Source organism: Paracoccus kondratievae, from assembly GCF_009301415.1.
GTDB lineage: Bacteria > Pseudomonadota > Alphaproteobacteria > Rhodobacterales > Rhodobacteraceae > Paracoccus > Paracoccus kondratievae.
Window position 1 is genome coordinate 300,551 of sequence record NZ_CP045072.1, and the last position, 25,474, is coordinate 326,024.

The 25,474-nt window shown below is 64.6% G+C and carries 25 protein-coding genes; 8 read left to right on the top strand and 17 right to left on the bottom strand.

The window, feature by feature from the left end; all coding sequences use genetic code 11:
* Positions 1 to 71: 71 nt before the first annotated feature.
* From F8A10_RS01560 to F8A10_RS01615, 12 genes are all read right to left on the bottom strand, one after another.
* Positions 72 to 674 carry a hypothetical protein gene (locus F8A10_RS01560; protein ID WP_138918279.1) on the bottom strand — a complete coding sequence of 201 codons (603 nt, stop codon included), beginning with the start codon at positions 672 to 674 and terminating at the stop codon, positions 72 to 74.
* Between the two features lie 210 nt (positions 675 to 884).
* Complete coding sequence (gene katG, locus F8A10_RS01565) at positions 885 to 3,059, bottom strand: catalase/peroxidase HPI (RefSeq protein WP_010393319.1); 2,175 nt, start codon at positions 3,057 to 3,059, stop codon at positions 885 to 887.
* A 175-nt stretch (positions 3,060 to 3,234) separates the two neighbouring features.
* Positions 3,235 to 3,522 carry a hypothetical protein gene (locus F8A10_RS01570; protein ID WP_029371474.1) on the bottom strand — a complete coding sequence of 96 codons (288 nt, stop codon included), beginning with the start codon at positions 3,520 to 3,522 and terminating at the stop codon, positions 3,235 to 3,237.
* Positions 3,479 to 4,951 carry a nitrite reductase gene (locus F8A10_RS01575; protein WP_085501377.1) on the bottom strand — a complete coding sequence of 491 codons (1,473 nt, stop codon included), beginning with the start codon at positions 4,949 to 4,951 and terminating at the stop codon, positions 3,479 to 3,481. Before F8A10_RS01575 ends, F8A10_RS01570 begins: the two co-directional genes overlap by 44 nt.
* Positions 4,926 to 6,149: a heme d1 biosynthesis radical SAM protein NirJ gene (gene nirJ, locus F8A10_RS01580; RefSeq protein ID WP_152366540.1), complete on the bottom strand. Its 1,224-nt coding sequence runs from the start codon at positions 6,147 to 6,149 to the stop codon at positions 4,926 to 4,928. The genes F8A10_RS01575 and nirJ overlap by 26 nt, the downstream gene beginning before the upstream one ends.
* Positions 6,150 to 6,152: 3 nt before the next feature.
* Positions 6,153 to 6,644: a siroheme decarboxylase subunit beta gene (gene ahbB, locus F8A10_RS01585; RefSeq protein WP_152366541.1), complete on the bottom strand. Its 492-nt coding sequence runs from the start codon at positions 6,642 to 6,644 to the stop codon at positions 6,153 to 6,155.
* Entirely contained in the window at positions 6,641 to 7,123 is a 483-nt protein-coding gene (locus F8A10_RS01590; protein ID WP_085501374.1) for an Lrp/AsnC family transcriptional regulator, read from the bottom strand. Before F8A10_RS01590 ends, ahbB (F8A10_RS01585) begins: the two co-directional genes overlap by 4 nt.
* The gene (gene ahbB / locus F8A10_RS01595) at positions 7,120 to 8,091 is read right to left on the bottom strand and encodes a siroheme decarboxylase subunit beta (protein ID WP_152366542.1); all 972 of its coding nucleotides are present in this window, start codon (positions 8,089 to 8,091) and stop codon (positions 7,120 to 7,122) included. Before ahbB (F8A10_RS01595) ends, F8A10_RS01590 begins: the two co-directional genes overlap by 4 nt.
* Before the next feature lies 1 nt (position 8,092).
* On the bottom strand, positions 8,093 to 9,247 hold the full coding sequence (locus tag F8A10_RS01600) for a cytochrome D1 domain-containing protein (protein WP_152366543.1): 1,155 nt from the start codon (positions 9,245 to 9,247) through the stop codon (positions 8,093 to 8,095).
* The gene (locus F8A10_RS01605) at positions 9,244 to 9,555 is read right to left on the bottom strand and encodes a c-type cytochrome (RefSeq protein WP_085501371.1); all 312 of its coding nucleotides are present in this window, start codon (positions 9,553 to 9,555) and stop codon (positions 9,244 to 9,246) included. The genes F8A10_RS01600 and F8A10_RS01605 overlap by 4 nt, the downstream gene beginning before the upstream one ends.
* Positions 9,548 to 10,411 (bottom strand): uroporphyrinogen-III C-methyltransferase, encoded by an 864-nt coding sequence (gene cobA / locus F8A10_RS01610; RefSeq protein ID WP_152366544.1) that lies wholly within the window; start codon positions 10,409 to 10,411, stop codon positions 9,548 to 9,550. Before cobA ends, F8A10_RS01605 begins: the two co-directional genes overlap by 8 nt.
* A 72-nt stretch (positions 10,412 to 10,483) precedes the next feature.
* Entirely contained in the window at positions 10,484 to 12,274 is a 1,791-nt protein-coding gene (locus F8A10_RS01615; protein ID WP_010393302.1) for a nitrite reductase, read from the bottom strand.
* Positions 12,275 to 12,407: 133 nt separating this feature from the next.
* Between F8A10_RS01615 and F8A10_RS01620 the strand changes: the two genes are divergently transcribed.
* From F8A10_RS01620 to F8A10_RS01655, 8 genes are all read left to right on the top strand, one after another.
* Positions 12,408 to 14,447, top strand: a complete 2,040-nt coding sequence (locus tag F8A10_RS01620; RefSeq protein WP_152366545.1) for a NosR/NirI family protein — start codon at positions 12,408 to 12,410, stop codon at positions 14,445 to 14,447.
* Positions 14,444 to 15,358: an FAD:protein FMN transferase gene (locus F8A10_RS01625; RefSeq protein WP_152366546.1), complete on the top strand. Its 915-nt coding sequence runs from the start codon at positions 14,444 to 14,446 to the stop codon at positions 15,356 to 15,358. Before F8A10_RS01620 ends, F8A10_RS01625 begins: the two co-directional genes overlap by 4 nt.
* A 74-nt stretch (positions 15,359 to 15,432) precedes the next feature.
* Positions 15,433 to 15,885: a c-type cytochrome gene (locus tag F8A10_RS01630; protein WP_010393297.1), complete on the top strand. Its 453-nt coding sequence runs from the start codon at positions 15,433 to 15,435 to the stop codon at positions 15,883 to 15,885.
* Positions 15,886 to 15,897: 12 nt separating this feature from the next.
* Complete coding sequence (locus F8A10_RS01635; protein WP_152366547.1) at positions 15,898 to 17,286, top strand: cbb3-type cytochrome c oxidase subunit I; 1,389 nt, start codon at positions 15,898 to 15,900, stop codon at positions 17,284 to 17,286.
* A 3-nt stretch (positions 17,287 to 17,289) separates the two neighbouring features.
* Positions 17,290 to 18,102, top strand: coding sequence for a CbbQ/NirQ/NorQ/GpvN family protein (locus tag F8A10_RS01640; protein WP_010393291.1), 813 nt, complete (start codon positions 17,290 to 17,292; stop codon positions 18,100 to 18,102).
* 11 nt (positions 18,103 to 18,113) lie between these two features.
* Positions 18,114 to 20,033, top strand: a complete 1,920-nt coding sequence (locus tag F8A10_RS01645) for a nitric oxide reductase activation protein NorD (protein WP_152366548.1) — start codon at positions 18,114 to 18,116, stop codon at positions 20,031 to 20,033.
* Positions 20,033 to 20,569, top strand: a complete 537-nt coding sequence (locus tag F8A10_RS01650) for a cytochrome c oxidase subunit 3 (protein ID WP_010393287.1) — start codon at positions 20,033 to 20,035, stop codon at positions 20,567 to 20,569. The genes F8A10_RS01645 and F8A10_RS01650 overlap by 1 nt, the downstream gene beginning before the upstream one ends.
* A 3-nt stretch (positions 20,570 to 20,572) precedes the next feature.
* Positions 20,573 to 20,806, top strand: coding sequence for a cytochrome C oxidase subunit IV family protein (locus F8A10_RS01655; RefSeq protein ID WP_010393283.1), 234 nt, complete (start codon positions 20,573 to 20,575; stop codon positions 20,804 to 20,806).
* Between the two features lie 12 nt (positions 20,807 to 20,818).
* Here the strand turns inward: F8A10_RS01655 and F8A10_RS01660 are convergent, their stop codons facing one another.
* The 5 genes from F8A10_RS01660 to F8A10_RS01680 all read right to left on the bottom strand — a co-directional run bounded on the left by F8A10_RS01660 (position 20,819) and on the right by F8A10_RS01680 (position 25,335).
* A complete protein-coding gene (locus tag F8A10_RS01660) occupies positions 20,819 to 21,493 on the bottom strand; it encodes a Crp/Fnr family transcriptional regulator (RefSeq protein ID WP_010393279.1) in 675 nt (224 codons plus the stop codon).
* A gap of 92 nt (positions 21,494 to 21,585) precedes the next feature.
* Positions 21,586 to 22,710, bottom strand: a complete 1,125-nt coding sequence (gene nagA / locus F8A10_RS01665) for an N-acetylglucosamine-6-phosphate deacetylase (RefSeq protein ID WP_010393276.1) — start codon at positions 22,708 to 22,710, stop codon at positions 21,586 to 21,588.
* Positions 22,710 to 23,735 (bottom strand): SIS domain-containing protein, encoded by a 1,026-nt coding sequence (locus tag F8A10_RS01670; RefSeq protein ID WP_010393274.1) that lies wholly within the window; start codon positions 23,733 to 23,735, stop codon positions 22,710 to 22,712. The genes nagA and F8A10_RS01670 overlap by 1 nt, the downstream gene beginning before the upstream one ends.
* On the bottom strand, positions 23,735 to 24,502 hold the full coding sequence (locus F8A10_RS01675; protein ID WP_010393273.1) for a GntR family transcriptional regulator: 768 nt from the start codon (positions 24,500 to 24,502) through the stop codon (positions 23,735 to 23,737). Before F8A10_RS01675 ends, F8A10_RS01670 begins: the two co-directional genes overlap by 1 nt.
* A complete protein-coding gene (locus F8A10_RS01680) occupies positions 24,502 to 25,335 on the bottom strand; it encodes a BadF/BadG/BcrA/BcrD ATPase family protein (protein ID WP_152366549.1) in 834 nt (277 codons plus the stop codon). The genes F8A10_RS01675 and F8A10_RS01680 overlap by 1 nt, the downstream gene beginning before the upstream one ends.
* Positions 25,336 to 25,474: the final 139 nt, after the last annotated feature.

Consider the following 25,474-nt stretch of genomic DNA (forward strand, 5'->3'; position numbering starts at 1 on the left):
TTCAGTACGTCCTCATTCTCGTGGCCGGATATCGCGCACACCTTGGCGCAGTCCGTGTTTTCGTTCTTGGCTTAAGATTCAGCGTTGAAAGTGTTGTGCTGTTTCAAAATCTCACCAGCGTCTGAGCGGAATGGGGGCGATTCCACGTAGCGTATCAGAGATTTCCGGCTCGTTACTTTCCGATCTGTCTCGGCCAGTTCAGGGGGGCGGTATGCTATGCCATCATCTTCATGATTTGATTGCCGGGCGTGGCCATTGTGGTTCTTGCAAATGATGGCGCTAACGAAAACCTGAGCATTGGTTTCCTGGTGGGTTGGATGCTTACTGGCGATGATGGCGTTTAGGGTTTCTGGCGGCTGTTTTCTTAGGGTTCTGCGATCGGTCTGATAGCGGATATCTGTACAATCGCTTTTCCGGGGAACGATACTATCCATGCTGATCATGATGCCGATCTGGCCGTATTTCTGCTGTTCAAAGCTCTTTTTCCGGCTTGTCTGTCGCAAAGAACTATGTAACGTATCAGCATCAGTTTTATGCGACCCTGTGCGCAAGCTACGTGTGCGCGGCAAGAACCCCGAATATTCAATACTGGCTGGGCAGAACCTCTCAGAACCAGTTGCGTTGCGCTGAATACCATCAACGCCACCGTCCGGCAATCCGTGTTGTGACGCCATGCGCCGGATGCCGCTTTTCCTGGCGCCAGATGCTGTTGTCCGTCTTGTTCCGGCTCGTTACTGAGCCAAGGCGGGATGATTGGTTCGGCAAATTTGTGCGTTCGGAGCGTTGCGCCCTGCGCCTTGAGCCAGATACGAAACCGCCCGGAGGTGACAGGCCTCCGGGCGGTTCTTGTTCTGGCGATCCGGGACCCACGGTCCCGGCTATGATCAGGCCCGCAGGTCGAAACGGTCGGCGTTCATCACCTTGACCCAGGCGGCGACGAAGTCGTTTACGAACTTCTCGGCGTTGTCGTCCTGGGCATAGACCTCGGCGTAGGAACGCAGGATCGAGTTCGAGCCAAAGACCAGGTCAAGCCGCGTTGCGGTCCATTTCACCGCGCCGGTCTTGCGGTCGCGGATCTCATAGGTCCCGTTATCGGCCGGTACCCAGGTGTTCGCCATATCGGTGAGGTTGGCGAAGAAGTCATTCGTCAACGCCCCTTCGCGGCTGGTGAACACGCCGTGCCTGGTGCCGCCGTGGTTAGTGCCCAGAACCCGCATACCGCCGACCAGCACCACCATCTCGGGCGCGGTCAGACCCAAAAGCTGGGTGCGGTCCAGCATCAGCTCTTCGGGGCTGACCGAATAGTCGGCCTTGAGCCAGTTGCGATAGCCGTCGTGGATCGGCTCAAGCACCGCAAAGGATTCGACATCCGTCATCTCTTGCGTGGCGTCGCCACGGCCGGGGGCAAAGGGGACCTCGATATCGAAACCGGCGGCCTTGGCGGCCTGTTCGATCCCGACATTGCCGGCCAGGACGATGGTGTCGGCGACACTGGCGCCGAACTCGGCTGCCAGAGGCTCAAGCACCGACAGGACCTTTTGCAGGCGCCCGGGCTCGTTGCCGATCCAGTCCTTTTGCGGGGCAAGGCGGATACGGGCACCGTTGGCCCCGCCGCGCATGTCCGAGCCACGATAGGTCCGGGCGCTGTCCCATGCGGTCGAGACCAGTTCTGCCACGCTCAGCCCGCTGGCGGCGATGCGTGCCTTGAGACCGGCGACGTCGTAGTTGCTGGTCCCGGCGGGGATCGGGTCTTGCCAGATCAGATCCTCGGACGGCACATCGGGGCCGATATAGCGGCTGCGCGGGCCCATGTCGCGGTGGGTCAGCTTGAACCATGCGCGGGCAAAAGCATCGCTGAACGCCTCAAAGTCGTTCATGAAGCGCAACGAGATTTCGCGATAGATCGGATCGACCTTCAGCGCCATATCGGCGTCGGTCATCATCGGCATTACCCGGATCGAGGGGTCCTCGACGTCCACGGGCTTGTCCTCTTCGGCGATCGAGATCGGCACCCATTGCGAGGCACCCGCAGGGCTGTGCGTCAGTGTCCATTCATGGTTGAACAGCATCCGGAAGAAGCCGTTGTCCCATTCGGTCGGCTTGGTCGTCCACGCACCTTCAAGGCCGGAAACAACGGTATTGCGCCCCACGCCGCGGCCTTTGGTGTTGATCCAGCCAAGGCCCTGAAACTCGGGCGATGCGGCCTCGGGGTCGGCGCTCAGATCAGCGGCGCTGCCATTGCCGTGGCATTTGCCGACGGTGTGGCCGCCCGCAGTCAGCGCCACGGTTTCCTCGTCGTTCATGCCCATGCGGGCAAAGGTTTCGCGCATCTGGTTCGCGGTCGCCTGCGGGTCCGATTTGCCGTTCACCCCTTCGGGGTTGACGTAAATCAGGCCCATCTGCACAGCGGCCAGCGGGTTCGACAGCGTCTCGGCCTTGCTCACATCGTCATAGCGGCCGTCGCTGGGGGCAAGCCATTCCTTTTCGTCACCCCAATAGGTGTCCTTTTCGGGGTGCCAGATGTCCTCACGCCCAAAGGCAAAGCCATAGGTCCTAAGGCCGGCGGCCTCATAGGCGACGGTGCCGGCAAGCACGATCAGGTCGGCCCAGGAAATCTTGTTGCCGTATTTCTTTTTAATCGGCCACAGCAGGCGGCGGCCCTTGTCGGTGTTGACGTTGTCAGGCCACGAGTTCAGCGGCGCGAAACGCTGGTTGCCGGTATTGGCGCCGCCCCGGCCGTCGCCGACGCGATAGGATCCGGCGGCGTGCCAGGCGGTACGGACGAACATGCCGACATAGCTGCCCCAGTCGGCCGGCCACCAGTCCTGGCTGGTATTGATCAGTGCACGCAGATCAGCCTTCAGCGCCTCGACGTCCAGCGTCTTGACCGCTTCGCGGTAGTTGAACCCCCTGAGCGGGTTGGTCTTGCTGTCGTGCTGATGCAGGATGTCCAGGTTCAGCGCGTTCGGCCACCAGTCCATGACCGAAGTGCCGAGCGCGGTATTCGCGCCGTGCATCACCGGGCATTTTCCCGAACTGGCGATATTGTTCCCGTCCATGTTGGCTCTCCTTTTGCTGGGCTGCGTCGCTGGGCGAGGCAGCGTGACCGGATGCGGATTGCGCCCATTCAGGGGACCGCAACGGATGGCTCCGATAACTCTTAACAGTCTGCTGAGACTTGTATAGCGGGAGAGTTGAATTATTGAAATTTATTAATTTTGATATTCAAGATAATCAATGATTATCATCCGGGCGGGATTCAGGGCCCTGCGCCTTGTCCATCAGACCGCGGATCCAGCGCCCTGCGGCATAGGCGACGGGCATACCCAGCACCGCCGCCGCTGCCATTGCGCGGGCGGGCGGCAGTACAGGCAGGCCAGTCCAGCTTGCCAGCAACGACAGCATGAAAAGGTTGATCCAGACCGCCGCCGCCGCGAATGGGTAAAACAGCAGCGCCAGTTTCCATGCCGGCCAGCCGTCAGTGACTGGTACCGTCCTCGAATGTGATCTTGTTCCAGACATTGTATTTCCCCGAAGGCTTGCGCATCGGCAGCCGTTTCACCTCTTGCAGCGTTTTCGCGTCATAGACGACGACCGCGCCCTCATCCTCCCACAGCGAGACCAGCACATGGCTGCCGTCGCGGGTGAATTCGCTATGGGCGAAGGTCCGGCCGGGAAAGGGGGCCAGTGTCCTGACGATTTCCAGCGTTTCTTTGTCGATGACATGCATCTGATCCTTGTGCGGGCCAAAGAACACATCCGCCCAGACATAGGGGCTGGAGGCATGACCGCGCAGGAAAAAGCCCGGACCCGCGGTCTTTATCTGCCCGACAAGGCTCCAGTCCTGCATGTCGATGACCGAGATGACGCCCTCGCCCAGATGAGGGGTCGCCATGACCCGGCGGCCGTCGCGCTGCCATGTGATGCCCGAGCCAAGATGCGGCATGCCCGGCAGAGGCAGTTCCGCAACCTTGTGCCCGTCGTCGAGGTCGATCACCACGCCCTTGTCGCCGTCGCGGTTGGCGCCGATCAGCTGGCGGTAGTCCGGCGAAAAGAAGAAGTCGTCCAGCGGCTCATTGATCGGGATGCGGCGGATTGCCAGGTCGGTGGTCCCGACCTCCCAGATTTCGGGCGCATCCTTCAGCGCCAGAACAAAGCTGTGGCGCTGCGGGGCCTGATAAACGGCGCTGACCCGGCTGGGCCTGTCCTTGACCCGCGTTTCAATCAGGCCGACGGGGTTCAGGTCCGCATCAAGGATGGTCAGGCTTTCCGGCAGATAGTTCGCCACCGCAATACGCTGACCGTCCGGACTGATCGCAATGTTGCGGCTGTTCAGGGCGGCGCGGATGCGGCCGACCTCGGACAGCGACCAGATATCGTATTTCTGCACCCAGCCATCGCGCGACATGATGTACACAAAGCGCCCGTCAGGGCTGAACTTTGGCCCGCCATGGACGGCAAAAGGGGTGGCAAAACGGTCCAGCACCTCGAAACTGTCGCCATCAAGCACGCTGACATGATGGTCCCCGGTTTCGACGACCAGCGTGATATTCAGCGGATCGGCGGCGAAAACCGGACTGTCGGCGGGCTGGTAATCGGGGTTCATCTCGCGGCTGTCGGCGATCCGGGCAGCGTCCCAGTCCGGGCGATGGCCAAGTGGGGCGGTCACATATTCGACCAGCGCCGCGATCGCCTGGGGCGAGAGACGGTCGGAAAAGCCCTCCATCTGGGTCGAAACGCGACCCTGAGCGATCACCTGATCAATGCCCCGCACCCGACCCAGCGTTTCGGGGATCAGCGCGGGGCCGGTGCCGCCCAGCCGGTCCTCGCCATGGCAGGCGGCGCAATGTTCGGCATAGTCTGCGGCGGCATCGGCCTGTGCTGCCGCAGATGCAAGCATGGTCAGTGGCAGGGCAGCCAGCAGACTAGAAAAAACGATGGGCCGGATCATGGCTTTTTCCCCGGAAAGGTGTCACGGCAAGACGGTCAAGATCGGCACTCTCTGCGCCAATCTCGGCTGCGGAAAGATAACAGGCCGGATCCTCGGCCCATGGATCGCCGGTCAGTTGCAGCGCGCGGATGCGGGTGTTGCCGCCACAGACCGCCTGATAGGCGCAGGCGCCGCAGCGGCCCTTTAACGGGCGCGGACGGGTTCGCAGTGTTGCCAGCATGGGATCGTCGCCGGTCCAGATTTCTGAAAAGGGCCGCTCTTTGACCGAACCCAGCGTGTAATCCGACCAATAGGTATCAGGGTGGACCTTGCCCTGCGGGTCGATATTGCCGACGCCAAGACCCGAGGAATTGCCCCCCCATGCCTCAAGATGCTTGCGCAGGTGGGCGATGGTCTGGGCCGGAAAGCGGGTCTCGGCCCAACGCAGGAAATAGACGGCGTCGGTGTCGTTATTGCCGGTTACGATCTCCAGCGGCTCGCCCTTCTCGACCGCCTTCCATGCGCGGTCGATCAGCAGGTCCATCGCGTGGCGGGTGCGGGTATGGGCGGTGTCCTCGCCCCGGTGCTTGTCTCCGCGTCCGGCATAGACCAGATGCGACAGGTAGAATTTGTCCACGCCCTCATCCCGGCACAGGTCCAGCATGGCGGGCAGGTGATGGGCGTTGCTCTCGGTGATGGTAAAACGCAGGCCGACCTTGATCCCCTGCGCCTTACAGGCCCGCACCCCGGCAAGCGCCTGATCAAAAGCGCCCTCGACGCCGCGGAACCAGTCGTTCACGGTCCCGATTCCGTCAAGCGAGATACCGACATAGTCAAAGCGCAGATCGGCCAGCCGCGCGACATTTCCGGCGTCGATCCTTGTGCCATTGGTCGAAAGAGCAAGGTGGCGAAAGTCCAGCCGCCGCGCCTCTTTGGCCAGTTCCCAAAAGTCAAAGCGCGCCATCGGCTCGCCCCCGGACAGGATCAGGGCCGGGACACGAAAATCCGACAGATCGCGCAGGACCAAGATCGCCTCGTCATGCGTCAGCTCGCCGGGAAAGGGCCGGTCGGCCGAAACTGTATAGCAATGGCGGCATTTGAGGTTGCAGCTGCGCGTCAGGTTCCAGATCACCACCGGACGGACCGTGCCCGGCCGTGTCCGGCGACGCGGGGGTGAGGGGGACACAAGCTCGCGCATATATTCGGTCAGGCGGAACATGGTTTACCTTTCTTGGCCGTCCCGAAGACGCAGGCCGGTTTTCTTCAGAATGCGGGTGGAGTAAAGGATGTCGTCGGCCAGACAGGCGGGGCCGAGCAGGGCGCGGATCCGGGTGCGCTTGTTCTCGACCTCGGTGCGGCTTTTCCCGTGCAGCATGGCAAAAAGGTTGTAGCGCCAGACCGGTGCACGCGGGCGCAGATAGCAATGGCTGACGAAATCAAGTGCGCCGATCATTTCGCCTAAGGTCCCGGCCACTTTATCCTCGACGTCCCAGACGCTCATGCCGTTCGCGGTCATCCCCAGCGCGTAATGATTGGGGGCCAGGGCGATGCGGCGGATCACCCCGCGCGCTTGCAGTTGGGAAAGCCGGTCGATGACCTGCGCCTCGGTCAAGCCCAGATCGGCGGCTATGCAGGCATAGGGAGCCTGAACCAGAGGCAGCCCGGCCTGAGTAGCCGCGATCAGCCGGCGGTCGGTATCGTCCAGCCTTGTCATGCCGTCACCCGAAAGCCGATGAAAAATTCGCGCAGCTTTGGGAACTGCCATACGGTCAACCCGGTCTCGGCCTCGATCCTGTGGGCGGTCCTGGCGATGCCTTCGGGTGTAGGGGTGGCAAGCACGAACCACATGTTCAGTGCATGGTCGCGGGCGTAATTATGGGCGACCTCGGCGTGGGCGTTCACCAGCGCGGCGATGCGGTCGAAATCCGGCTCCGGCACCGAAAGCGCACAAAGGCAGAATGCCCCGCCCATCGCCTCTGCATCGAAAAACGGGCCAAAGCGGGTAATCGCACCGATCTCGCGCAGCCGTTGCAGCCGTGTAATCAGCTGGGCGCCGGTCAGCCCCAGCGTCGCGCCTGCGTCGTCAAAGGGGCGGGGCGTCAGGGGAAAACCCTCTTGCAGCGTGTTGAGAATGGCGCGGTCAGCCGTGTCCAATGCCTCGGGTGGCAGGCTGTGGCGTCGAAGGTTCTTCATGCGGCGATCCCGGTGATGGTGGCCCCGCGCTGGCGAAAGCAACGGGTCGAGAACAGGATGCGATGCGGGACATTCATCAGTGCGGGCAGGGCGCGGGCTTGGGCCAGCACCTCCATCGCCTCGGCACGGGAACGCGCGTGTATCATGCAAAAGAGCGGCCAGCTCCAGCGTCCCGGCACCGATTGCCGCTGATAGCACAGCGTAACGCCCGGCACCCCCGCCAAAGCGGTGCCTGCGGCCTCGACCGCGGTGTCGGGCAGGCGCCAGACGACCATGGCATTCTGCGTCCAGCCAAGGGCGCGGTGCTTGACGATCACGCCGACCCGGGTCAGCAGGCGCGCTTCGGCCAGGGCGCGGATGCGCGAGATGATCTCGGCCTCGCTGCGATGCAGGGCCTGCCCCAGCGCGACGAAGGGGCGCGGTATCAGCGCCAGACCCGAGGACAGCGCCTGCATCAGCGGCTTGTCGCGTGGGCGCAGCGCCTCCAGATCGGCAGGCCGGTCCAGCGCCATCGCCCGGCGCGCGCCGGTCAGGGGGAAGCCAAGGTCGATGTTGAAGGCGCGCACCAGCGGCAGGGACAGGACGGAAAGGCCGGTCGCGGTCTCGATCCGCGCAAGGCTTGCCGCCAGCGCCTCGGCATCCGGGGCGGTGGCGACGAACCACAGGTTCCAGTCGTCCTCGCGAAGGTATGAATGGTTGACGCCGGGCTCTGTCCCGACCATTGCCGCGACCTCTTCAATCCGCCGCGCGGGTACTTGCAGCGCGGCCAGCGTCGAGGCGGCGGCGGTGTTCGGCCGGCAGGTGGCGCCTACGCGCGAGACGATACCTTCGGCCTGCAGGCGGGTGAGGCGGGCGATCACCCCGGCCTCGCTTGTGTCGAGCCGGCGGGCCATGGCGGCAAAGGGACGGGGCACCAGCGGCAGGTCGCGCTGAAAGCCGTCGAGCATGCGCAGATCCAGATCTTCCATGTCAAAGCCCCGTCCTGTGTGCGCGGTCGGTAAAGAAGATCCCCGAAGGCGCACGAGCCTCGATTTCGCCCAGAACCTCGCGGCTGCGGGTGTCGCGGATTTCGACCCGGTTCTCGTCGCGGACCGACAGCCAGACCTCACGCCCGCGCGGGGCGAACTCCATGTGCAGCACACCCTTGCCGGGGGTCAGGGTATCCAGAACCTCATGGGTCAGGGTGTTGACGACCTGCAGCTTGTCATTGTCCGGCGGGGCGAAATTCACCCAGACCTCGCGCCTGTCGGGGCGGGCAAGTGCAAAGACCGGCTGACCGGCAAGTTCGGTGCGGGCAATCTCGGTCAGGCTGTCGGCATCAACCCATAGCAGCTGGTGCAGCCCGACGGCGGGCAGGGCAAAGACGCCATCGGCCAGCGTCCAGCCCTGAAGATGCGGCATCTTGTAGACCGGCATATCGGGCTGGTCGCGGCCGTAATCGGGCAGAAAGCGTGTAACCTCGGGCGGATCCTGCCACAGGTCGATCTGCGTCAGCCCCTTTTCGCCGAAAAGCCCGACGATATAGCGCCGCCCGTCGCTGGTCAGCAGCGCGTCATAGGGGTTGGCGCCGATACCCTTGAGCCGGGTGATTCCGGGCTGTGCCGGGCTGTGCGAGTGGTCGATGATCCAGACTTCGCCCGTGTCCCAGGTGGCAACGATAAAGCGCGAACCGGGTGCGTCCGCGATGCCCACGGTTTTCGACCCCATCGGCACATCGGCAACCAGTTCCAGCGTTTCGGCGTCAAAGACCCGCACGCCCCCCGGTTCGTAATTCGCCACAGCGATCAGCTGCCCATCGTCCGAGATGGCGCCCCCGATCGAATTGCCGGCCTGCACCACGCGCCGGACCACCTGACGGGTCAGGATATCGACCTTGGTCAACCCGCCGTCGCGGCCAAAGACATAGGCGAAACGTTCGTCCGGGGAATAGACGAGGCTGGCATGGGACAGATCGCCAAGCCCCTCGATCCGGCCAAGTGCGGCGCGTTCGCTGCGGTCCACCACCAGCAGCGAGCCTGTTTCACGCTCGACGATCAGCCCCAGATCGCCAGTGCCGCGTAGCTCATCGGCCTGGGCCGGGGTGATGGTAAGCATGAGGGCGGCAAGAACAGCCTTGAGCATCATTCCGTCTCCGTCTTCATCAGGTAATCGGCGATCCAGCGCGCCTCATCCTCGGTCAGCAGGGGGCGCCAGCCGGGCATCGCTGTGCCGGGCAGGCCGTCCAGGATGACCTCGGCCAGATCTCCGGGTTCGCGCTCTGCCAGTGCCTCGGGTGTGATAGGGCGGCCAAGGCCGCCGGTACGGCGCAGCCCGTGGCACGAGCCGCAATCCTGCCGCACCAGATGGCGCAATTCATCCTGCCGCGTGGCATCGGGCGGGGCTGCCATTGCCGCCCCGGCCAGAAGCATGGGCATGAGCGCCAGCCTAGCCATGCGCCACCAGCCGCCATTCCGGACGGTAGGATTCATGGGGCAGGTCGCAGTCATCGGCCATGGCTGCGACATGGCCGATGATGAACAGGACCGGGGTGGGCAGCGGCTTGCGTGCCAGCGCCGCAGCGATATCCTGCAATGTCGCAAGCAGCCGCTTTTCCTGCGGGGTGCTGGCTTGCGAAACGGCAAGCACCGGCAGGTCGGAGGGCATGCCGTGGCGGATCAGTTCCCGCGCTATCTCGGCCAAGTTCGCCGCGCCCATATAGACGGCAAGCGTGGTCTGCGGATCGGCAAGAGACGCCCAGTCCAGATCCAGCGCCGCATCCCGTGCCCGGTGGCCGGTGACATGGCGCAGCCCGGTCGCAAGTCCGCGATGTGTCAGCGGAAACCGGGCCGAGGCCGCCGCACCCTGTGCCGCGGTGATGCCGGGTATATAGTCGCAGGGGATGCCCGCGCGGGTCACGGCCTCAAACTCTTCGCCACCACGGCCAAAGATCGTCGGATCTCCGCCCTTGAGCCGCGCCACGGTCAGGCCCGAGCGTGCCAGCTCGACAAGCAGGGCGTTGATCTGTTCTTGCGGAACAGGGTGAAACCCTGCCGCCTTGCCCACGGGGATGCGGCGGACATGGGCCGGAACGCAGGCCATCACCTCGGCCGAGACCAGCCGGTCATGGACCACCACGTCCGCCTGCTGCAAAAGCCGCAGTGCCCGCAGTGTCAGCAGCTCGGGATCGCCCGGGCCCGCACCGATCAGATCGACGCGGCCCATGCCCGTCTTGCCCTGTTGCGGCCTGTCCAGCGCCGCGCCGTTCAGGCCGCAACGCGCGGCCCCATTCGTCACCGTCTTGCCGGCCATGTCCGAACCCCCATTGAAATGCTGCCGGGGCAGGGGCGCGAACGCCCCTGCCTGTGGTTGCAACCGTGCTGATCAATAGGTGTCGGTCATGGTGTTATAGACGTTGAACTTGCCGGTCGGGGTTATCAGCCGCTTGTCCTTGATGACGTGCTTAAGCTCCAGCGTCTGGTCGTCCACGACGACAAGCGCCGATTCCTGGTCCTTGCTGTTCCAGACGCTGAACCAGATTTCGGTACCGTCCTTGTTGAACTCACCCTGAACGACGCGAGGCTGGCCCTCGGTGATGCCCGCCCATTCGGCGATGGGCAGCGTCGTGAATTCGGGGTCCGAGCCGTCGCCCGTCAGCGCCTTGGTGTCAAACACCGCGACCGAGCCCGAGATTTCGGCCTCGGGGTTCAGCGGCGCGTCTACATAAAGGTGCTGCGATTTCGGATGCGTCTTGATGAACAGTGACCCGCCCCCCAACGCCGGGAAGCTGTCGAGGATCTTCCACGCGTTGTCGGGATGGCCCTCGGGATCGGTGCCGATCAGCGCCACCGAATCGTCGCCCATATGCGAGGTCGCCCAGACCGGGCCAAAGGTCGGGTGGACAAAGTTCGCGCCCCGCCCCGGGTGCGGGGTCTGGCCGCCGGTATCCTCGATCGAGACGAGCTTGCCTTCCTTGGTGTCGATCACCACCAGCTTGTTGCGGGCATTGGCGGCGGTGATGAAGTAACGGTGCGAGCCGTCCAACCCACCGTCATGCAGGAAACGTTCGGCCTCGATCTCGGTGGTCTTGAGGTTCCTGAGGTCGGTGTAATCGACCAGCAGGATCTTGCCCGTTTCCTTGACGTTAACGATGAACTCGGGCCGGTAATGGCTGGCCAGGATCGCGGCAACGCGCGGCTCGGGGTGGTATTCCTGCTCGTCATAGATCATGCCGCGCGTGGACTGGATCTTCATCGGTTCCAGCGTTTCGCCGTCCATGATGACATATTGCGGTGGCCAGTAGGCCCCGGCGATGGCGTATTTGTCCTCCCAGCCCTCCATCTTCGAGGTCTCGATCGAGCGCGCTTCCGACCCGATCTTGATCTCGGCCACGGTGGTCGGTTCTTTCATCCACAGGTCGATCATGTTGACCTTGCCGTCGCGGCCGATGACGAACAGATAACGGCCCGAGGCGGACATGCGGCTGATATGGACCGCATAGCCGGTGTCGAGTATCGACTTGATCTCATAGCTTGCGCCGTCGATCAGCGCGATCTGGCCTGCGTCCCGCAGTGTGACGCTAAAGAGGTTCTCAAGATCCCAGTCGTTTTCCTGCTTGGCCGGGCGCTGTTCCGGGGGAACGTGGACCTTCCAGGTTTCGCGCATCTCTTTCATGCCGAATTCCGGCGGAGCAGCGGGGTCCAGCAGCAGGTAATTCGCCATCAGGTCGACCTGTTCGGGCGAAAGCTGGCCCGAGGTGCCCCAGTTCGGCATCCCCGCCGGGGAGCCATAGGTGATAAAGCTTTGCAGATAGTCAAAGCCCAGCTCACGCGTCAGGTCGGGGGTCAGCGCCTTGCCGGTCGCGCCCTTGCGCAGCACGCCGTGGCAGCCGGCGCAGCGTTCGAAATAGATCTTGTTGGCCTCGTTATACTGCGCCTCGCTCAACGCCGGGATGCCCTCGGGCGCGCCGGGGGCGGCTACCTCTTGCTGTGCGAGATTGTCGAGCGAGGGCTCGTAGCGGTTGTCTGTCTTGGTCTTGTGATCCTCAAGTGCGGCGGCAGGGTCTTTGGCCGGCGGGGCCTGCTCTTGCGCAGAGACCGCAAGCGGCCCAAGGACAAGGGCCAGGGCTGCCGAGGCCATCAGGCCGGGTCTGGCGAAGAAAGTCCTTTGTCTCATCTGGCTTTCCTATTTGCTGGCGCGCGTTCACGCTGTTCCTGAGCGGATTTCGCGCCAGCGGCTTTGATCTATGTTAAGGCCGGGGTGCGGCATTTCGGCGATCAGCGGGCAAAGACCTGGGACGCGGACCTTTATGCCCGGACACCATCCTTTCGCACCTTGCCGCCTGCTTTTGGCACTGATCGCACTGATCTTGCTGAGCCTGCCCATGTGGGCCGCGCCGCCTGCCGCCCCCGATGCGGTGCAGGCGCAGGCACTTTTCGGGGCGGATGTGCCAGTGGTGCTGGACCGCCGCGAAACGCCGGTGCCCGGCTGGGGTGTCAGCCGTGAGGGCCGGGCGCTGGGCATGATAGGCTCGACCTGGGAAATCGCGGCAACCACTGGCTATTCCGGCAAGCCGCTGGATGTGCTGGTCGCGGTCACACCACAGGGTATTATCGCCGGTGCGCTGCTGGTTCGCCAGACCGAGCCTGTGCTGAGTCTTGGCATCTCGGACGCGCATATCGCCGCCTATGTGGACGGCTTCCGGGGCGTCGACCTGTCGCAGCCCCCGGGCTGGGACAGTGCGCTGCCCGAGGTGATCTCGCGCGCCACCGTCTCGACCGGGGTGATCCGCGACGGCATTTTGCGCAGCGCCCGGGTACTGGCGCAGGCTCAGGGGGTCGGCGGGGGCGGGATCGACCGCGTTACCTACCGCCCCGCCACATGGGCCGATCTGATGGCTGAGGGGGCGTTGGCTCATGCCGTTGTCTCGATGGCCGATGCAGCGCGCGCCTTTGCCGGGGCCAAAGTACCGGTCCAGCCGTCGGACGCGCCCTATCTGGATCTTTATGCCGGGCTGATCGACCCGCCGACCGTGGGTCGCAACCTGCTGGGTGCGCGCGAATTCACCGCCGCCGCAGGCGCGCTGCAACCCGGTCAGGCGCTGGTCGCGGTGCTGTCGCGCGGGCTTTACAGTCCACGTGGGACTGAATGGCACCGCTCGGGCCGGTTTGAGCGTATCGCCTTTGAACAGGGCGCGCTGCGTATCGGGCCCGGCGACGGCGATTTCACCATGATTGAAAAGCTGGCCTTGCCGGACGCGCCCGAGTTCAGGGAAATGAGCCTGTTCCGGCTGAACATCGACCCCGTTGCCGGGGGCATCGATCCGCGTCAGCCCTTTGATCTGGTCGTGACAGCAACCCGGCCCTTGGCGGCGGGGGGTGAGGCGGTGCTACCGGTCCGCGCCACGATTCGCCTGTCAGAGGCTTATATCCTGACCGATCCACCTGCCGTGCCGCTGTGGCAGGAGTTCTGGCGGGACAAGGTGCCCGGCATCGCCATCGTCGGCGCAATGCTGCTGGTGCTGGCGCTGATCCTTTTCGGGCAAGAGGCGCTGGTGCGCAGGCCCCTTTTGTGGCGCCGGGTGCGGCTGGGCTATCTGACGGTGACGCTATTGGTGCTTGGCTGGGGGCTGAACGGCCAGCTTTCAGTCGTGCAGGTGGTGGCCTTTCTGAATGCGCTTCTGTCCGGGTTCCGGTGGGAGACGTTTCTGATCGAGCCGATCATTTTTCTGATCTGGTCCGCCGTGGCGCTGGGGTTGCTTTTCTGGGGCCGCGGTGTGTTCTGCGGCTGGCTGTGCCCTTTTGGTGCGCTGCAGGAGCTGACGAATGCTGTCGCGCAAAGGCTGGGGGTGCGCCAGATTGCTTTGCCTCAGGCCCTGCACGAACGGCTGTGGGTGATCAAATACACGCTGTTTGTCGCCATCGTCGCGCTGAGTTTTTACAGCATGGAGCAGGCGCTGATCCTTGCCGAGGCCGAACCGTTCAAGACGGTGATCTCGATGCGTTTCCTGCGCGCATGGCCCTTTGTGCTGTTCGCGTTGGCGGTGCTGGCGGGCGGGCTGTTCATCGAGCGTTTTTACTGTCGCTATCTGTGCCCGCTTGGGGCGGGACTGGCGATTCCCGCCAAGCTCAAGATCTTTGACTGGCTGCGCCGCCGTCCGCAATGCGGGCGCGAATGTCGGCTGTGCGAGGTGAAATGCACCGTCGGCGCCATCGACCCGCTGGGGCGGATCAATCCCAATGAATGCGTGCTGTGCCTGCGTTGTCAGGTGGTGATGAACGACCCCGGCACCTGTCCTGTGCTGAAACGCCGCGCCCGAACGGCTGCAAGTCCCGGAGATGCGCCATGAACCGCCGCCGCTTTCTGCTTGTCACCGCCTGCGCCGCCTTGCCCGCCCGGGCATGGGCTGCGCCCCAGGAATGGCGGGGTCGCGCCATGGGGGCCGATGTCACGCTGCGGCTCCGGGGTGCCAGCCCCACGCAGACGCGCAGTTTTTTTGGCGAGGCGGCGCGGGTTCTTGCCCATGTCGAAAGCCTGTTCTCGCTGCATCGCGATTCGGATCTGACCCGGCTGAACCGGGACGGGCGGTTGCGCTTTCCCGCGCCGGGGATGATCGAACTGCTGACGCTTTCCGGGCGGCTGCATGAGGCGACGGGGGGCGCTTTTGACCCGACTGTGCAGCCCCTGTGGGTGGTGCGGGCGCGGGGCGAGGATGAGACGACTGCCCGCACGCTGGTTGGATGGGACGCGGTCAGATGGTCGCGGACCGAGGTGCGGCTGACCCGCCCCGGCATGGCCCTGACTTTTAACGGGTTGGCGCAGGGGTGGGCTGCCGACCGGCTGGCCGGGGCGGCGGTGCGTCACGACCTGACCGATCTGCTGATCGACACGGGCGAAATCCGGGCGCTTGGCACGCGCCGCTGGCCGGTGACTTTGGCCGATACGGCGGGGGCTGCCTATCGCCGCATTCGCCTGTGCGACCGGGCGGTGGCGACTTCTTCGCCTGCGGGCACGCTGATCGGGCCGCGCGGGTTGCCTCATATCCTTGCGCCGGGCGGGGGTGGGGTGTTGTGGGACACGATCTCGGTCAGCGCGGCGACTGCGGCAATGGCGGACGGGCTGTCCACCGCGCTGTGCCTGATGCAGCCCGATGCTGCCTGTGGGGCGCTGAGGCGTCTGCCCGGCTGCCGGATCGAGCTTGCCGTCCCAGCGCAGGGCGCGGAATTTTCGGGGAAAATGCCGGCCACCTGCCACGCTTGACTTTCATCAATGAACGACTCGTCCCCCGGGTCCAGTCAGGAAATATCTGACAATAACTGATGGGGACCCGCGTCATGAGCGACATCATGACCAAGAACATGGCCCGGAACGTCTTCTACGGCGGGTCCATATTCTTTTTTCTGGTCTTTGGCGCATTGACCATACACAGCCACATCTACGCCCGCACCAAGGCCGTGGATGAGGCCCAGCTTACGCCTTCGGTCGTTCTCGGCAAGCACGTGTGGGAACGTAACGCCTGTATCGACTGCCATACTTTGCTGGGCGAAGGTGCCTATTTCGCGCCCGAGCTTGGCAATGTCATGCGGCGCTGGGGCGTGCAGGACGATCCCGAAGCCGCTGTCGAGACCCTGCGCGGCTGGATGGAATCCATGCCCTCGGGGATCGAGGGGCGCCGCCAGATGCCCCGGTTCGAGCTGACGGATGAGGAATACCGGGCGCTGACCGATTTCCTGCTGTGGACCGGCACGATCAACACCCAGAACTGGCCGCCGAACGACGCTGGCTGAGGGGGAACAACGATGAGATATCAATCGCAACGCATCGCCTATGCGTATTTTCTGGTGGCCATGGCGCTGTTTGCCGTGCAGGTCACGATTGGCCTGATCATGGGCTGGATCTATGTCAGCCCGAATTTCCTGTCCGAGCTTTTGCCCTTTAACATCGCGCGGATGCTGCACACCAACAGCCTTGTCGTCTGGCTGCTGCTCGGGTTTTTCGGGGCGACCTATTACATCTTGCCCGAAGAGGCAGAGCGCGAGCTGCATTCGCCCCTGCTTGCCTGGATCCAGCTGGGCATCCTTGTCCTGGGCACGCTGGGCGTGGTCGTGACCTATCTTTTCGACCTCTTTCACGGGCACTGGCTGCTTGGCAAAGAGGGGCGCGAATTTCTTGAACAGCCCAAATGGGTCAAGCTGGGCATCGCCGTCGCGGCGGTGATCTTTATGTATAACGTCAGCGTCACCGCGCTGAAGGGGCGGCGGACGGCGGTGACCAACGTCCTGCTGATGGGGCTGTGGGGGCTGGTGCTTCTGTGGCTGTTTGCCTTTTACAACCCGGCGAACCTCGTGCTCGACAAGCAGTACTGGTGGTGGGTCATTCACCTGTGGGTCGAGGGCGTGTGGGAGCTGATCATGGCCGCCATCCTTGCCTTTCTGATGCTCAAGCTGACCGGCGTTGACCGCGAGGTGGTCGAAAAATGGCTTTATGTCATCGTCGCCACGGCGCTGTTTTCGGGCATTCTTGGTACCGGGCACCATTACTACTGGATCGGCCTGCCAGCCTATTGGCAATGGATCGGCTCGATCTTTTCCAGCTTCGAGATCGTGCCCTTCTTTGCCATGATGTCCTTTGCCTTCGTCATGGTCTGGAAAGGCCGGCGGGACCACCCAAACAAGGCAGCCCTGCTTTGGAGCCTTGGTTGCACCGTGCTGGCGTTTTTCGGTGCCGGGGTCTGGGGCTTTCTGCATACGCTGCATGGGGTGAACTATTATACCCATGGCACGCAGATCACCGCAGCGCATGGTCACCTGGCCTTTTACGGCGCCTATGTCTGCCTTGTGCTCGCGCTGGTCAGCTACACCATGCCGGTGCTGAAAGGGCGCGATCCCTATAACCAGGTGCTGAACATGGCCTCGTTCTGGCTGATGTCGGCGGGGATGGTGTTCATGACCGTGACGCTGACCTTTGCAGGCACGGTGCAGACCCATCTGCAGCGGGTCGAGGGCGGCCTTTACATGGACGTGCAGGACGGGCTGGCGCTGTTTTACTGGATGCGCTTTGGCTCGGGTGTCGCAGTGGTCTTGGGGGCGCTGCTCTTTATCTACGCTGTGCTTTTCCCGCGGCGCGAGGTTGTGATCGCCGGTCCGGTGCAGACGCACAGGGACGGCCATATGGAAACGGCCGGGTAAGCCATGAATGCGCATGTGAAACCCGCAGAAGGGAAGGGGGCGGATGTCCCCTTCTACCTGCCGCAGGGCGACGAGGTCGCGGTGTTCGAGGCCGCCGCCGCCCGTGATCTGCCGGTGTTGCTGAAAGGGCCGACCGGCTGTGGCAAGACGCGTTTCGTCGCCCATATGGCGGCGAGGCTGGGGCGGCCGCTTTATACGGTCGCCTGTCATGACGACCTGTCGGCGGCCGATCTGATCGGGCGCTATCTGCTGAAAGGTGGCGAGACGGTCTGGACCGACGGTCCCCTGACCCGCGCTGTGCGCGAGGGTGCGATCTGCTATCTCGACGAGGTGGTCGAGGCGCGCAAGGATGTCACTGTCGTCCTGCATCCGCTGACCGATGACCGTCGCATCCTGCCCATCGACCGCACCGGAGAAGAGATCGAGGCCGCGCCCGGTTTCATGCTGGTCGCGTCATATAACCCGGGCTACCAGAATATCCTCAAGACCCTGAAACCCTCGACCCGGCAACGTTTCGTGGCGATGGAGTTCGACTTTCCCGAACCCACCCGCGAGGCCGAGATCGTCACCCGCGAAAGCGGCCTTGATCCTGACCGCACGCTGGGGTTGGTGCGGCTGGCGGGCAAAATCCGCGGGCTAAAGGGCCAGGACCTCGAAGAAGGCGTCTCGACCCGGCTGGTGGTCTATGCCGCCAGTCTGATCGCCGGTGGCATGGCGCTGGACCGCGCCATCGAGGCGGCGATGATCGAGCCCCTGACCGACGAGGCCGAGGTCAGGCGCGGGCTGCGCGATCTGGTCGCGGCCATCTTTGGCTAAGGGGTCGCGGCATGGGTCTGCACCTTGAACCATGGGAGCCCGAGGAAACTGTCGGCAAGCTTTGGCACGTCTGGGCCAGCGGCTTTGGCGCCCCGCAAGAGTTCGATGATCAGGCGGTGGCGCTGGCCGAGGTTTCGGGCAGGCTTGCGGTGCTGTTTCGCGCTTTGGGCGGCGGCGCCTCGGTTGAGATCCGGCCCGCCGCTGCCCGTTCATCTGCGCATCGTATCGGCTGGCTGCGGCGGCTTGGCACAGTGGCCGAAACAGTCCCGCACGCAAGTTTTGACGGCGAAATCCTGCGCCTGCCCGAACGCCTGTCGGCCTTGCCGTCGCGGCAGGCGAACGGGGCGCTGTATCTGTGGCTTGCGGCCTGCGCGGCCCATGCTGACCTGACGCCTGCGTATGACGATCCGCTGTGCCGCGATCTTGCGCGGCTTGGTGCGGCCCGACGCGCGGTCGATGCCACGCTAAGGGACGCGCCGGGTCTGGCCGGACTTTACGCTGATCTGTCCCGGCTGGTCCTGACCCTGCGCCCCGTCGCCCCCCTGCCGCCCGCCGAGGCCGCAGTCGAGGCTTTGATACGTCATTTGCTTGGCGACCCCGCGCCTTTGCCGGGTCTGGCCCGTGACTGGCTGGCGGTGTTAGACGATCCCACGGCGCAGCGGGTCCCACGTGGCTATCGTCCGATGCGTCCCGTGGCGCTTTGGCCCGATCTGGCGCCGCCCGAGACGGCCGAGGCCGCCGCCCCCGGCGATGCGCCTGACGGTATCACCGCCGATCCGGCCAACGGGCGCATCTTTCGCGCCCGCCGACGGCAAAGCGATCAGCCCCAGCGCCGCGACAGCCTGATCCTGCATAAGTTTGAGGCTCTGCTGAGCTGGGCCGACCTGATGAATCTCAACCGGCATGTCGATGATGATGACCAGGATGATGCGAAGAAGGCGGCCGAGGATCAGGAAGAACTGGGCCTTGGCCAGGTGTCAAAGGCACCGGCGACGCGTTTGCGGCTGCATCTCGATCTTGCGCCCGAGGATGCGGATCTTGAGGCAGTCGCTGGCATTCATACCTATCCCGAATGGGACGCCCGGCGCGGGCGCTATCTGGCCAGCCATGTGCGGGTGCTGGAAAACCGCGCGCCCGAACAGGACGAGGCACCGCAGCCTGACCCCCGTGCGCAGTCGCGCATCCGCGCCGTGCGCCGCCAGTTCGAGGCTTTGCGCCCGGGACGCCTTACCACCACCGGCCACCGCGATGGGGATGATCTGGATGCCGAGCTGACCGTCCGCGCCGCCGCCGATCTGCGTGCCACCGGACAGGGCAGCGACCGCATCTGGCGCCAGTCCCGGCCGCTTGCTCGCAATCTGGCGGTGTCGATCCTGCTTGATGTTTCGCGCTCGACGGAAAGCGCGGTGACCGGGCGCGCCGTGATCGAGGTTGAGCGAGAGGCACTGGCGGCGCTGGCCTGGGGGCTGGACGCCTGCGGCGACCGTTTCGCGATCAACGCCTTTTCGTCGCTGAAACGCGACCGGGTATTTCTGAGCACCTGCAAGGATTTCGATGAACCAATGGGCGTCGCAGTCGAGCAGCGCATCGCCGGGCTGCGTCCACGCTTTTACACCCGGTTGGGCGCGGGCATTCGCCATGCCTCGGCCGGGCTTGCACGGCAGTCGGGTAGTCGCAGGCTGTTGCTGGTCATCACCGACGGCAAGCCCAACGACCTTGACCACTATGAGGGCCGCCACGGCATCGAGGACAGCGCCATGGCCGTGCGTGAGGCCCGCCGCGCCGGACACGCGGTTCATGGCATAACCGTCGACCGCGACGCGAAAAGCTGGTTTCCACGTATCTTTGGGCCCGGGGGCTTTTCCCTTGTCCCGCATCCAGACCGGCTGCTGGCGGCGCTGCCGGTGATCTACCGGCAATTGGTGCGCTGATGCGGATACAGGACCTTCCCGGAGAGCCGGTGATCTGGGTGCTGATCGCCTCGGAACTGCTGGTCTTTGCTGCGGCTGCTACCGCGATGGCGGCGGTGCGGCTGACCGATCCCGCGGGCTTTGCCGCCGCGCAGTCGCAGCTGCATGGATGGATGGCGGCGCTCAATACGGCGATCCTTGTCACCTCGGGCTTTTGCGCAGCCCTGGCCGAGCGTGCCTGCCGGCGTGGCGACCGCAGGCGGGCGCGTATGACGCTGGCGCTGGCGGCCTTGGGCGGGGTGGGCTTTCTTGCGGTCAAGATCGCCGAATATGCCGCCGACCTGCGCGCAGGCCTTGGCCTTGAAACCCACCCGTTCTTTACCTTTTACTATCTCATCACCGGTTTTCACGCCGCGCATGTGCTCTTTGGGATCGGGGTTCTGGCGCTGGTCGCAATCCGCCTGCGTGCCGAAGAGGTGCAGGCCGGCGCGGCCTTTTGGCATATGGTCGATCTTGTCTGGGTGCTGATCCTGCCGCCGGTTTATCTGCTGGGGTAGGGGATGGATCTGCATCGCATCTGGCTGACCCTTCTGGCGCTGACGGCGGCGACCACGGCCCTGTCTTTTGGCTCGGGCGCTGTGGTGGCAGCAGGACTGGTGGCGCTGGCTTTCCTTAAGGCCCGCGCGATCATGTCGGGTTTTCTGCACCTTGACCGCGCACCGGAGTGGAGGACGGCCTTTACCCTGCCTCTTGCGCTTTGGCTGGTGTTGATCTGGGGGCTTTACGCCTTATGATCCTGCGCGGCGCTAATCCATCGCCAGCGCGCGCAACCCGGCGATATCGGCGATGATAGCGCGGTTGGCCTCGACCTCGACCCCATGCTGACGCAGCCGGGCAAAGGCCCGCGACAGGCTTTCGGGCTGCATACCCAGGTGCCCGGCGATGAGACGTTTGTTATAGGGCAGGCGAACCTCGGCGCCGCCGCTTTCGGCATCGGACAGATCGGCCAGGAACTGCGCCACGCGCTGGACGCCGGTATGGGCCTTAAGCCGCTCGATCTGGTCCACCAGCCCCTGCAGATGCACAAAGGTCGATGCCAAAAGGCCGATGGCAAATTCCTGATTTTCCAGCAGGAACTGACGCAACCGCGCGCCGTCGATCTGCAGCAGCGTGCAGTCCGAGATCGCCTCGGCCGAGACCGGATAGGGTTCGCCGCGCAGCACCATCGCCTCGGCAAAGCTGCGGTTGCGGCCCAGAATCGCAACCACCGCCTCGGCCCCGCTGGGCGTCAGCCGGGACAGTTTGACGAAACCATTCAGGACGATGAACACCGAACGCGCCGGATCGCCCTGCAGAAAAATCGTCTCGCCCTCGCTATAGCTGCATCGCAGGGCGTCCTTTAGCAGCTTGTCGCGCATCTCGGGCGTCAGCCCGTTCAGCAGAACGGACTTTTTCACTGCTTCGGGCGGGGGGGCGCTCATCGTGACCTCTTTCACGGTTCGGCGAGTTTACAAGTTTCGCACGACCGCGCGCCAAGGGAAAGACCACGCGGACACGTGGCCTTGCCGATGCGTCACAATGACAGCCAGTGTTCGCGCAGGCTGAAGTCGGGGCCAAGCAGCACCAGATCCGCCGCGCGACCCGGAGCAAGCCTGCCATAACGGTCCTCAAGCCCAAGCAGTGCCGCCGGGATGGCCGAAGCCATGCGCAGTGCGCGCTCGGGTGCGATACCGACCTGACTGACCAGCAGCGCGATTGCCTGCGGCAGCGTCAGATCGGCCCCGGCCAGGGTGCCATCCGCCAGCGTCAGCCGCCCGTCACGGCGCAGCACCTTGCGGCCGCCCAGTTCCATCTCGGTCAGGTTGGTGCCGGCAAAGGCCATGCAGTCGGTGACCAGAAAGATGCCGTCGGGCCGTGCCGCCAGCGCCAGTCGCATGACCGCAGGATGGACATGGATGCCATCCGCGATCAGCCCCGCCGCCACATCCGAGGTCAGCACCGCCCCCGCCAGTCCCGGCGCGCGGTGGCCGATCTGGCTCATGGCGTTGAACAGATGCGTGGTGCAGCGGGCGCCCGCAGCAAAACCGGCCTGTGCCTCTTCATAGGTGCATTCGCTGTGGCCAAGGCTGACCACCGCGCCCGCCCCGGCAAGGGCGGCGATCTGCTGGGGGCTTGCTGCCGCGGGCGCAAGCGTCACCATCAGTGCGGGCAGGCGGCGGGCGGCGTCGCACAGCCGCGCCAGGTCCTCATCCGTCATCGGCCGGATCAGCGCCGGGTCATGCGCGCCCTTGCGGCGAGGGTCGAGATGCGGCCCTTCGAGATGCAGGCCCAGAAAACCCGGCACCTCGTTTTCGGCCGCAGCAATGCCAAGCGCGATGACATGGGCAGTCGCCTCGGGCGTGTCGGTGATCAGCGTCGGCAGCACCCCCGCTGTCCCAAGTGAGCGATGGGCGGCGCAGATGCGGCGCAGCCCATCGGCATCGGTTGAGCCGTCCAGCATCAGCCCGCCGCCGCCATTCACCTGCAAATCAAGAAAGGCCGGGGCAAGGATGCCTGTTACGGTACGGCGATCCCCCGCCGGGGCCTCGGCCTCGGGCAGGATGGCGGCGATCTGGCCGTCCTCGATCACCAGCGCATGACCGTCAAGAAAGCGCGTACCGTCAAAGATGCGCGCGCCCGTCAGAACCTCGCGCGTCATCACACCGTCTCCGTCACCTTGCGCAGATGCGGGGGCGTGTCAGGGTCAAAGCCGCGTCGCCGGGCCAGCCCCTCGATAAAGGCATAGAAACCGGCGATGGTGACCAGGGGCGCGACCAGCGGGTGCAGGTCGGGTACCGAGGGCAGGGTGACAGCGTTGTCGGCCTCGGTTCCCGTGACAAACACATCTGCGCCCTGTGCCGCCAGACGCTCGGCGGTGGCCCTGAGCTGGGGCAGCGCGGCGTCCTCGACCCCCAGCGCCAGCACCGGAAAGCCGGATCGGACGATGGCGGCGGGGCCGTGCAGCACCTCTGCGGCGGAATAGGCCTCGGCGTGGATGCCCGAGGTTTCCTTGAATTTCAGTGCTGCCTCGCAGGCGATGGCAAAGCTGGGGCCACGCCCCAGCACAAAGGCCGAGTTCGCCCGCGCAAGACGTGCCGAAAGCGGCGACCAGTCCAGCGTGATGGCCTTGCCAAAGGCCTCGGGCAAGGCGGCGACGGCGTCCTTGAGTGCGCTGTCTTCGCGCCATTCGGCCAGCAGCGACAGGCCCGCGAGCACTGAGCAGACAAAGGTCTTGGTGGCGGCGACGCTTTTTTCCTCACCCGCCTGCAGGGGCAGGCAATGGGCCGAGACCTGCGCCATCGGGCTGTCTTCGACGTTGGTGATGGCGATCGACAGTGCGCCGCCCTGACCCGAGGCGCGCATCATTTCGACCCCGTCCGGGCTGCGACCGGATTGTGAGATGCCGATACAGGCCGCTTTGCCCAGCCGCAGGGGCCGGCGATAGATCGACGCGATGGACGGGCCGACCGAGGCGACCGGCACCCCGGCCTCAAGCTCGATGGCGTATTTCAGATAGGTCGCGGCATGGTCCGACGAGCCGCGTGCCACGGTGACCAGCAGGTCGGGGTCCTTGCGGCGCAGGGCATTGGCAGCGTCCATGACCGCATCGCGCGAACGATCAAGGAAACGGGCGGTGGCCTCGGGGATCTCGGCCACTTCGCGCGCCATATGTGTCTGGCTCATCACGGGTTCCTTTCGCCTTCAGGGGCAAGTTTCAGTTCCACGGCAAAGTCATAGGCATCGCCGCGATAGAGCGAGCGGGTAAACTCGACCACCTTGCCCGAGGGCAGGTACGAGATACGTTCGATCCTTAGCCCGGCCACACCGGGGCTGACGCCCAGCAGATCGGCGTCCTTGGCGTTCAGATTGGCGGCCGAGATCCGCTGCACCGCCCGCACCGGCCGCAACCCGCGCGATTGCAGCACCGCGTATAGTGAATCGGTGACGCAATCGGGATCGGGCAGGATATCCTGGGGCAGCGAGGCGCGCTCAATGGCAAGCGGCACCCCGTCCGAGCTGCGTACCCGTTCCAGCCGGGCCACATGCGCGCCGACGCCCAGCCCCAGCGCCATCACCTCTTCGGGGGCGGGGGTGAACAATCCGCGCGCGATCCAGCGGCTTTCGACATTGCGGCCGCGCCGGGCCATGTCCTCGGTGAACGAGGTCAAAAGCGACAGCGCCTGTTCCAGCTTTTCGACCTTGGGCGCAACAAAGGTGCCCGAGCCGCGCTTTTGAATCACCTGCCCCGAGGCGACCAGCTCGGCCACCCCTTTGCGCACGGTGACGCGCGACAGGCCGGTCATCGTTGCCAGCTCTCGCTCGGACGGCAGGCTGTCGCCCGGTTGCAGCCGCCCCGAGGCGATGGCATCGGCGATCAACCGGTGCAGTTGCAGATACAGCGGCCCGCCGCCGGTTTCCTCAAAGGCCTCGGCGGTGAAAAGCTCTCCCATCACACCTCCTGCCGGGCAAGATGCAGTGCCCCGTCAAGGCCCGAGCCCTTGGGCGCGCGGATTGGCCACAGCCCCTGCAGCCGGTGGGCGTAATGCGCGCCAAGGCCGCCCAGAAATACCACCGGCAGGTCGCGGCCCGCCTGAAGGGTGTCGATCATGGCGCGGATCTCGGCCACGGCGCTGCCAAAAAGACGCTCGGCCGCCGGATCACCCCCGGCGACGATGCGCGGCGCGAAGATCGCGAACTCGGCCGGTCGTGCCCTGAGGCCAAATGAAATCACGCCCTCGATTCCGCCCAGCTCGTCCAGCACCGCCTGCAAAAGCGGGCTCATGGGCACGAAACCGTCTTCGGCGCGCAGGGCCTCGGATAACAGTGCCCGGCCCAGAACCGCGCCGCTGCCCTCATCGCCCAAAAGAAAGCCGCGTCCGCCGTATTGCCGCATCTCGCCACCGGTCTGGACAGCAAAGACCGAGCCGGTGCCCATGGCGGCGACGATCCCGTCATCGGCACCCAGCGCGCCGGTCGCTGCGGTGACGGCGTCGGTAACGATGCGCGTGCGGCGAAAGGGCAGCATGGATTGCAGGCTGAGCGCGGCGGCGGTGACATTCGCGCCTGCAAGGCCCAGCACCGCAGTCAGCTCATCCACATGGCCGCGCCCGGCCTGTTCCAGCGCCGCGCGGGCGGCGGCGAGGATATTGGCGCAGGCTGTCTTTACATCGGTCGAGATATTGGCAGGCCCCGATGCGCCCTCGCCGATAATCCGGCCCGAGCCGTCTGCAATAGCGGCGCGGCAGCCGGTTCCTCCCCCGTCAATGCCCAGAAAATATGACATGGCGACTCCCTTTGAACGGATGATACCAAAGCAATACCAAAAGGGAAGGGTAAATTTCAAAACCACTGGGAAACGTCAATTTCTGATATCTTATGCAGATGAGTCTTTACAAGTGGTATTGTTTTGGCATTATCGGTGA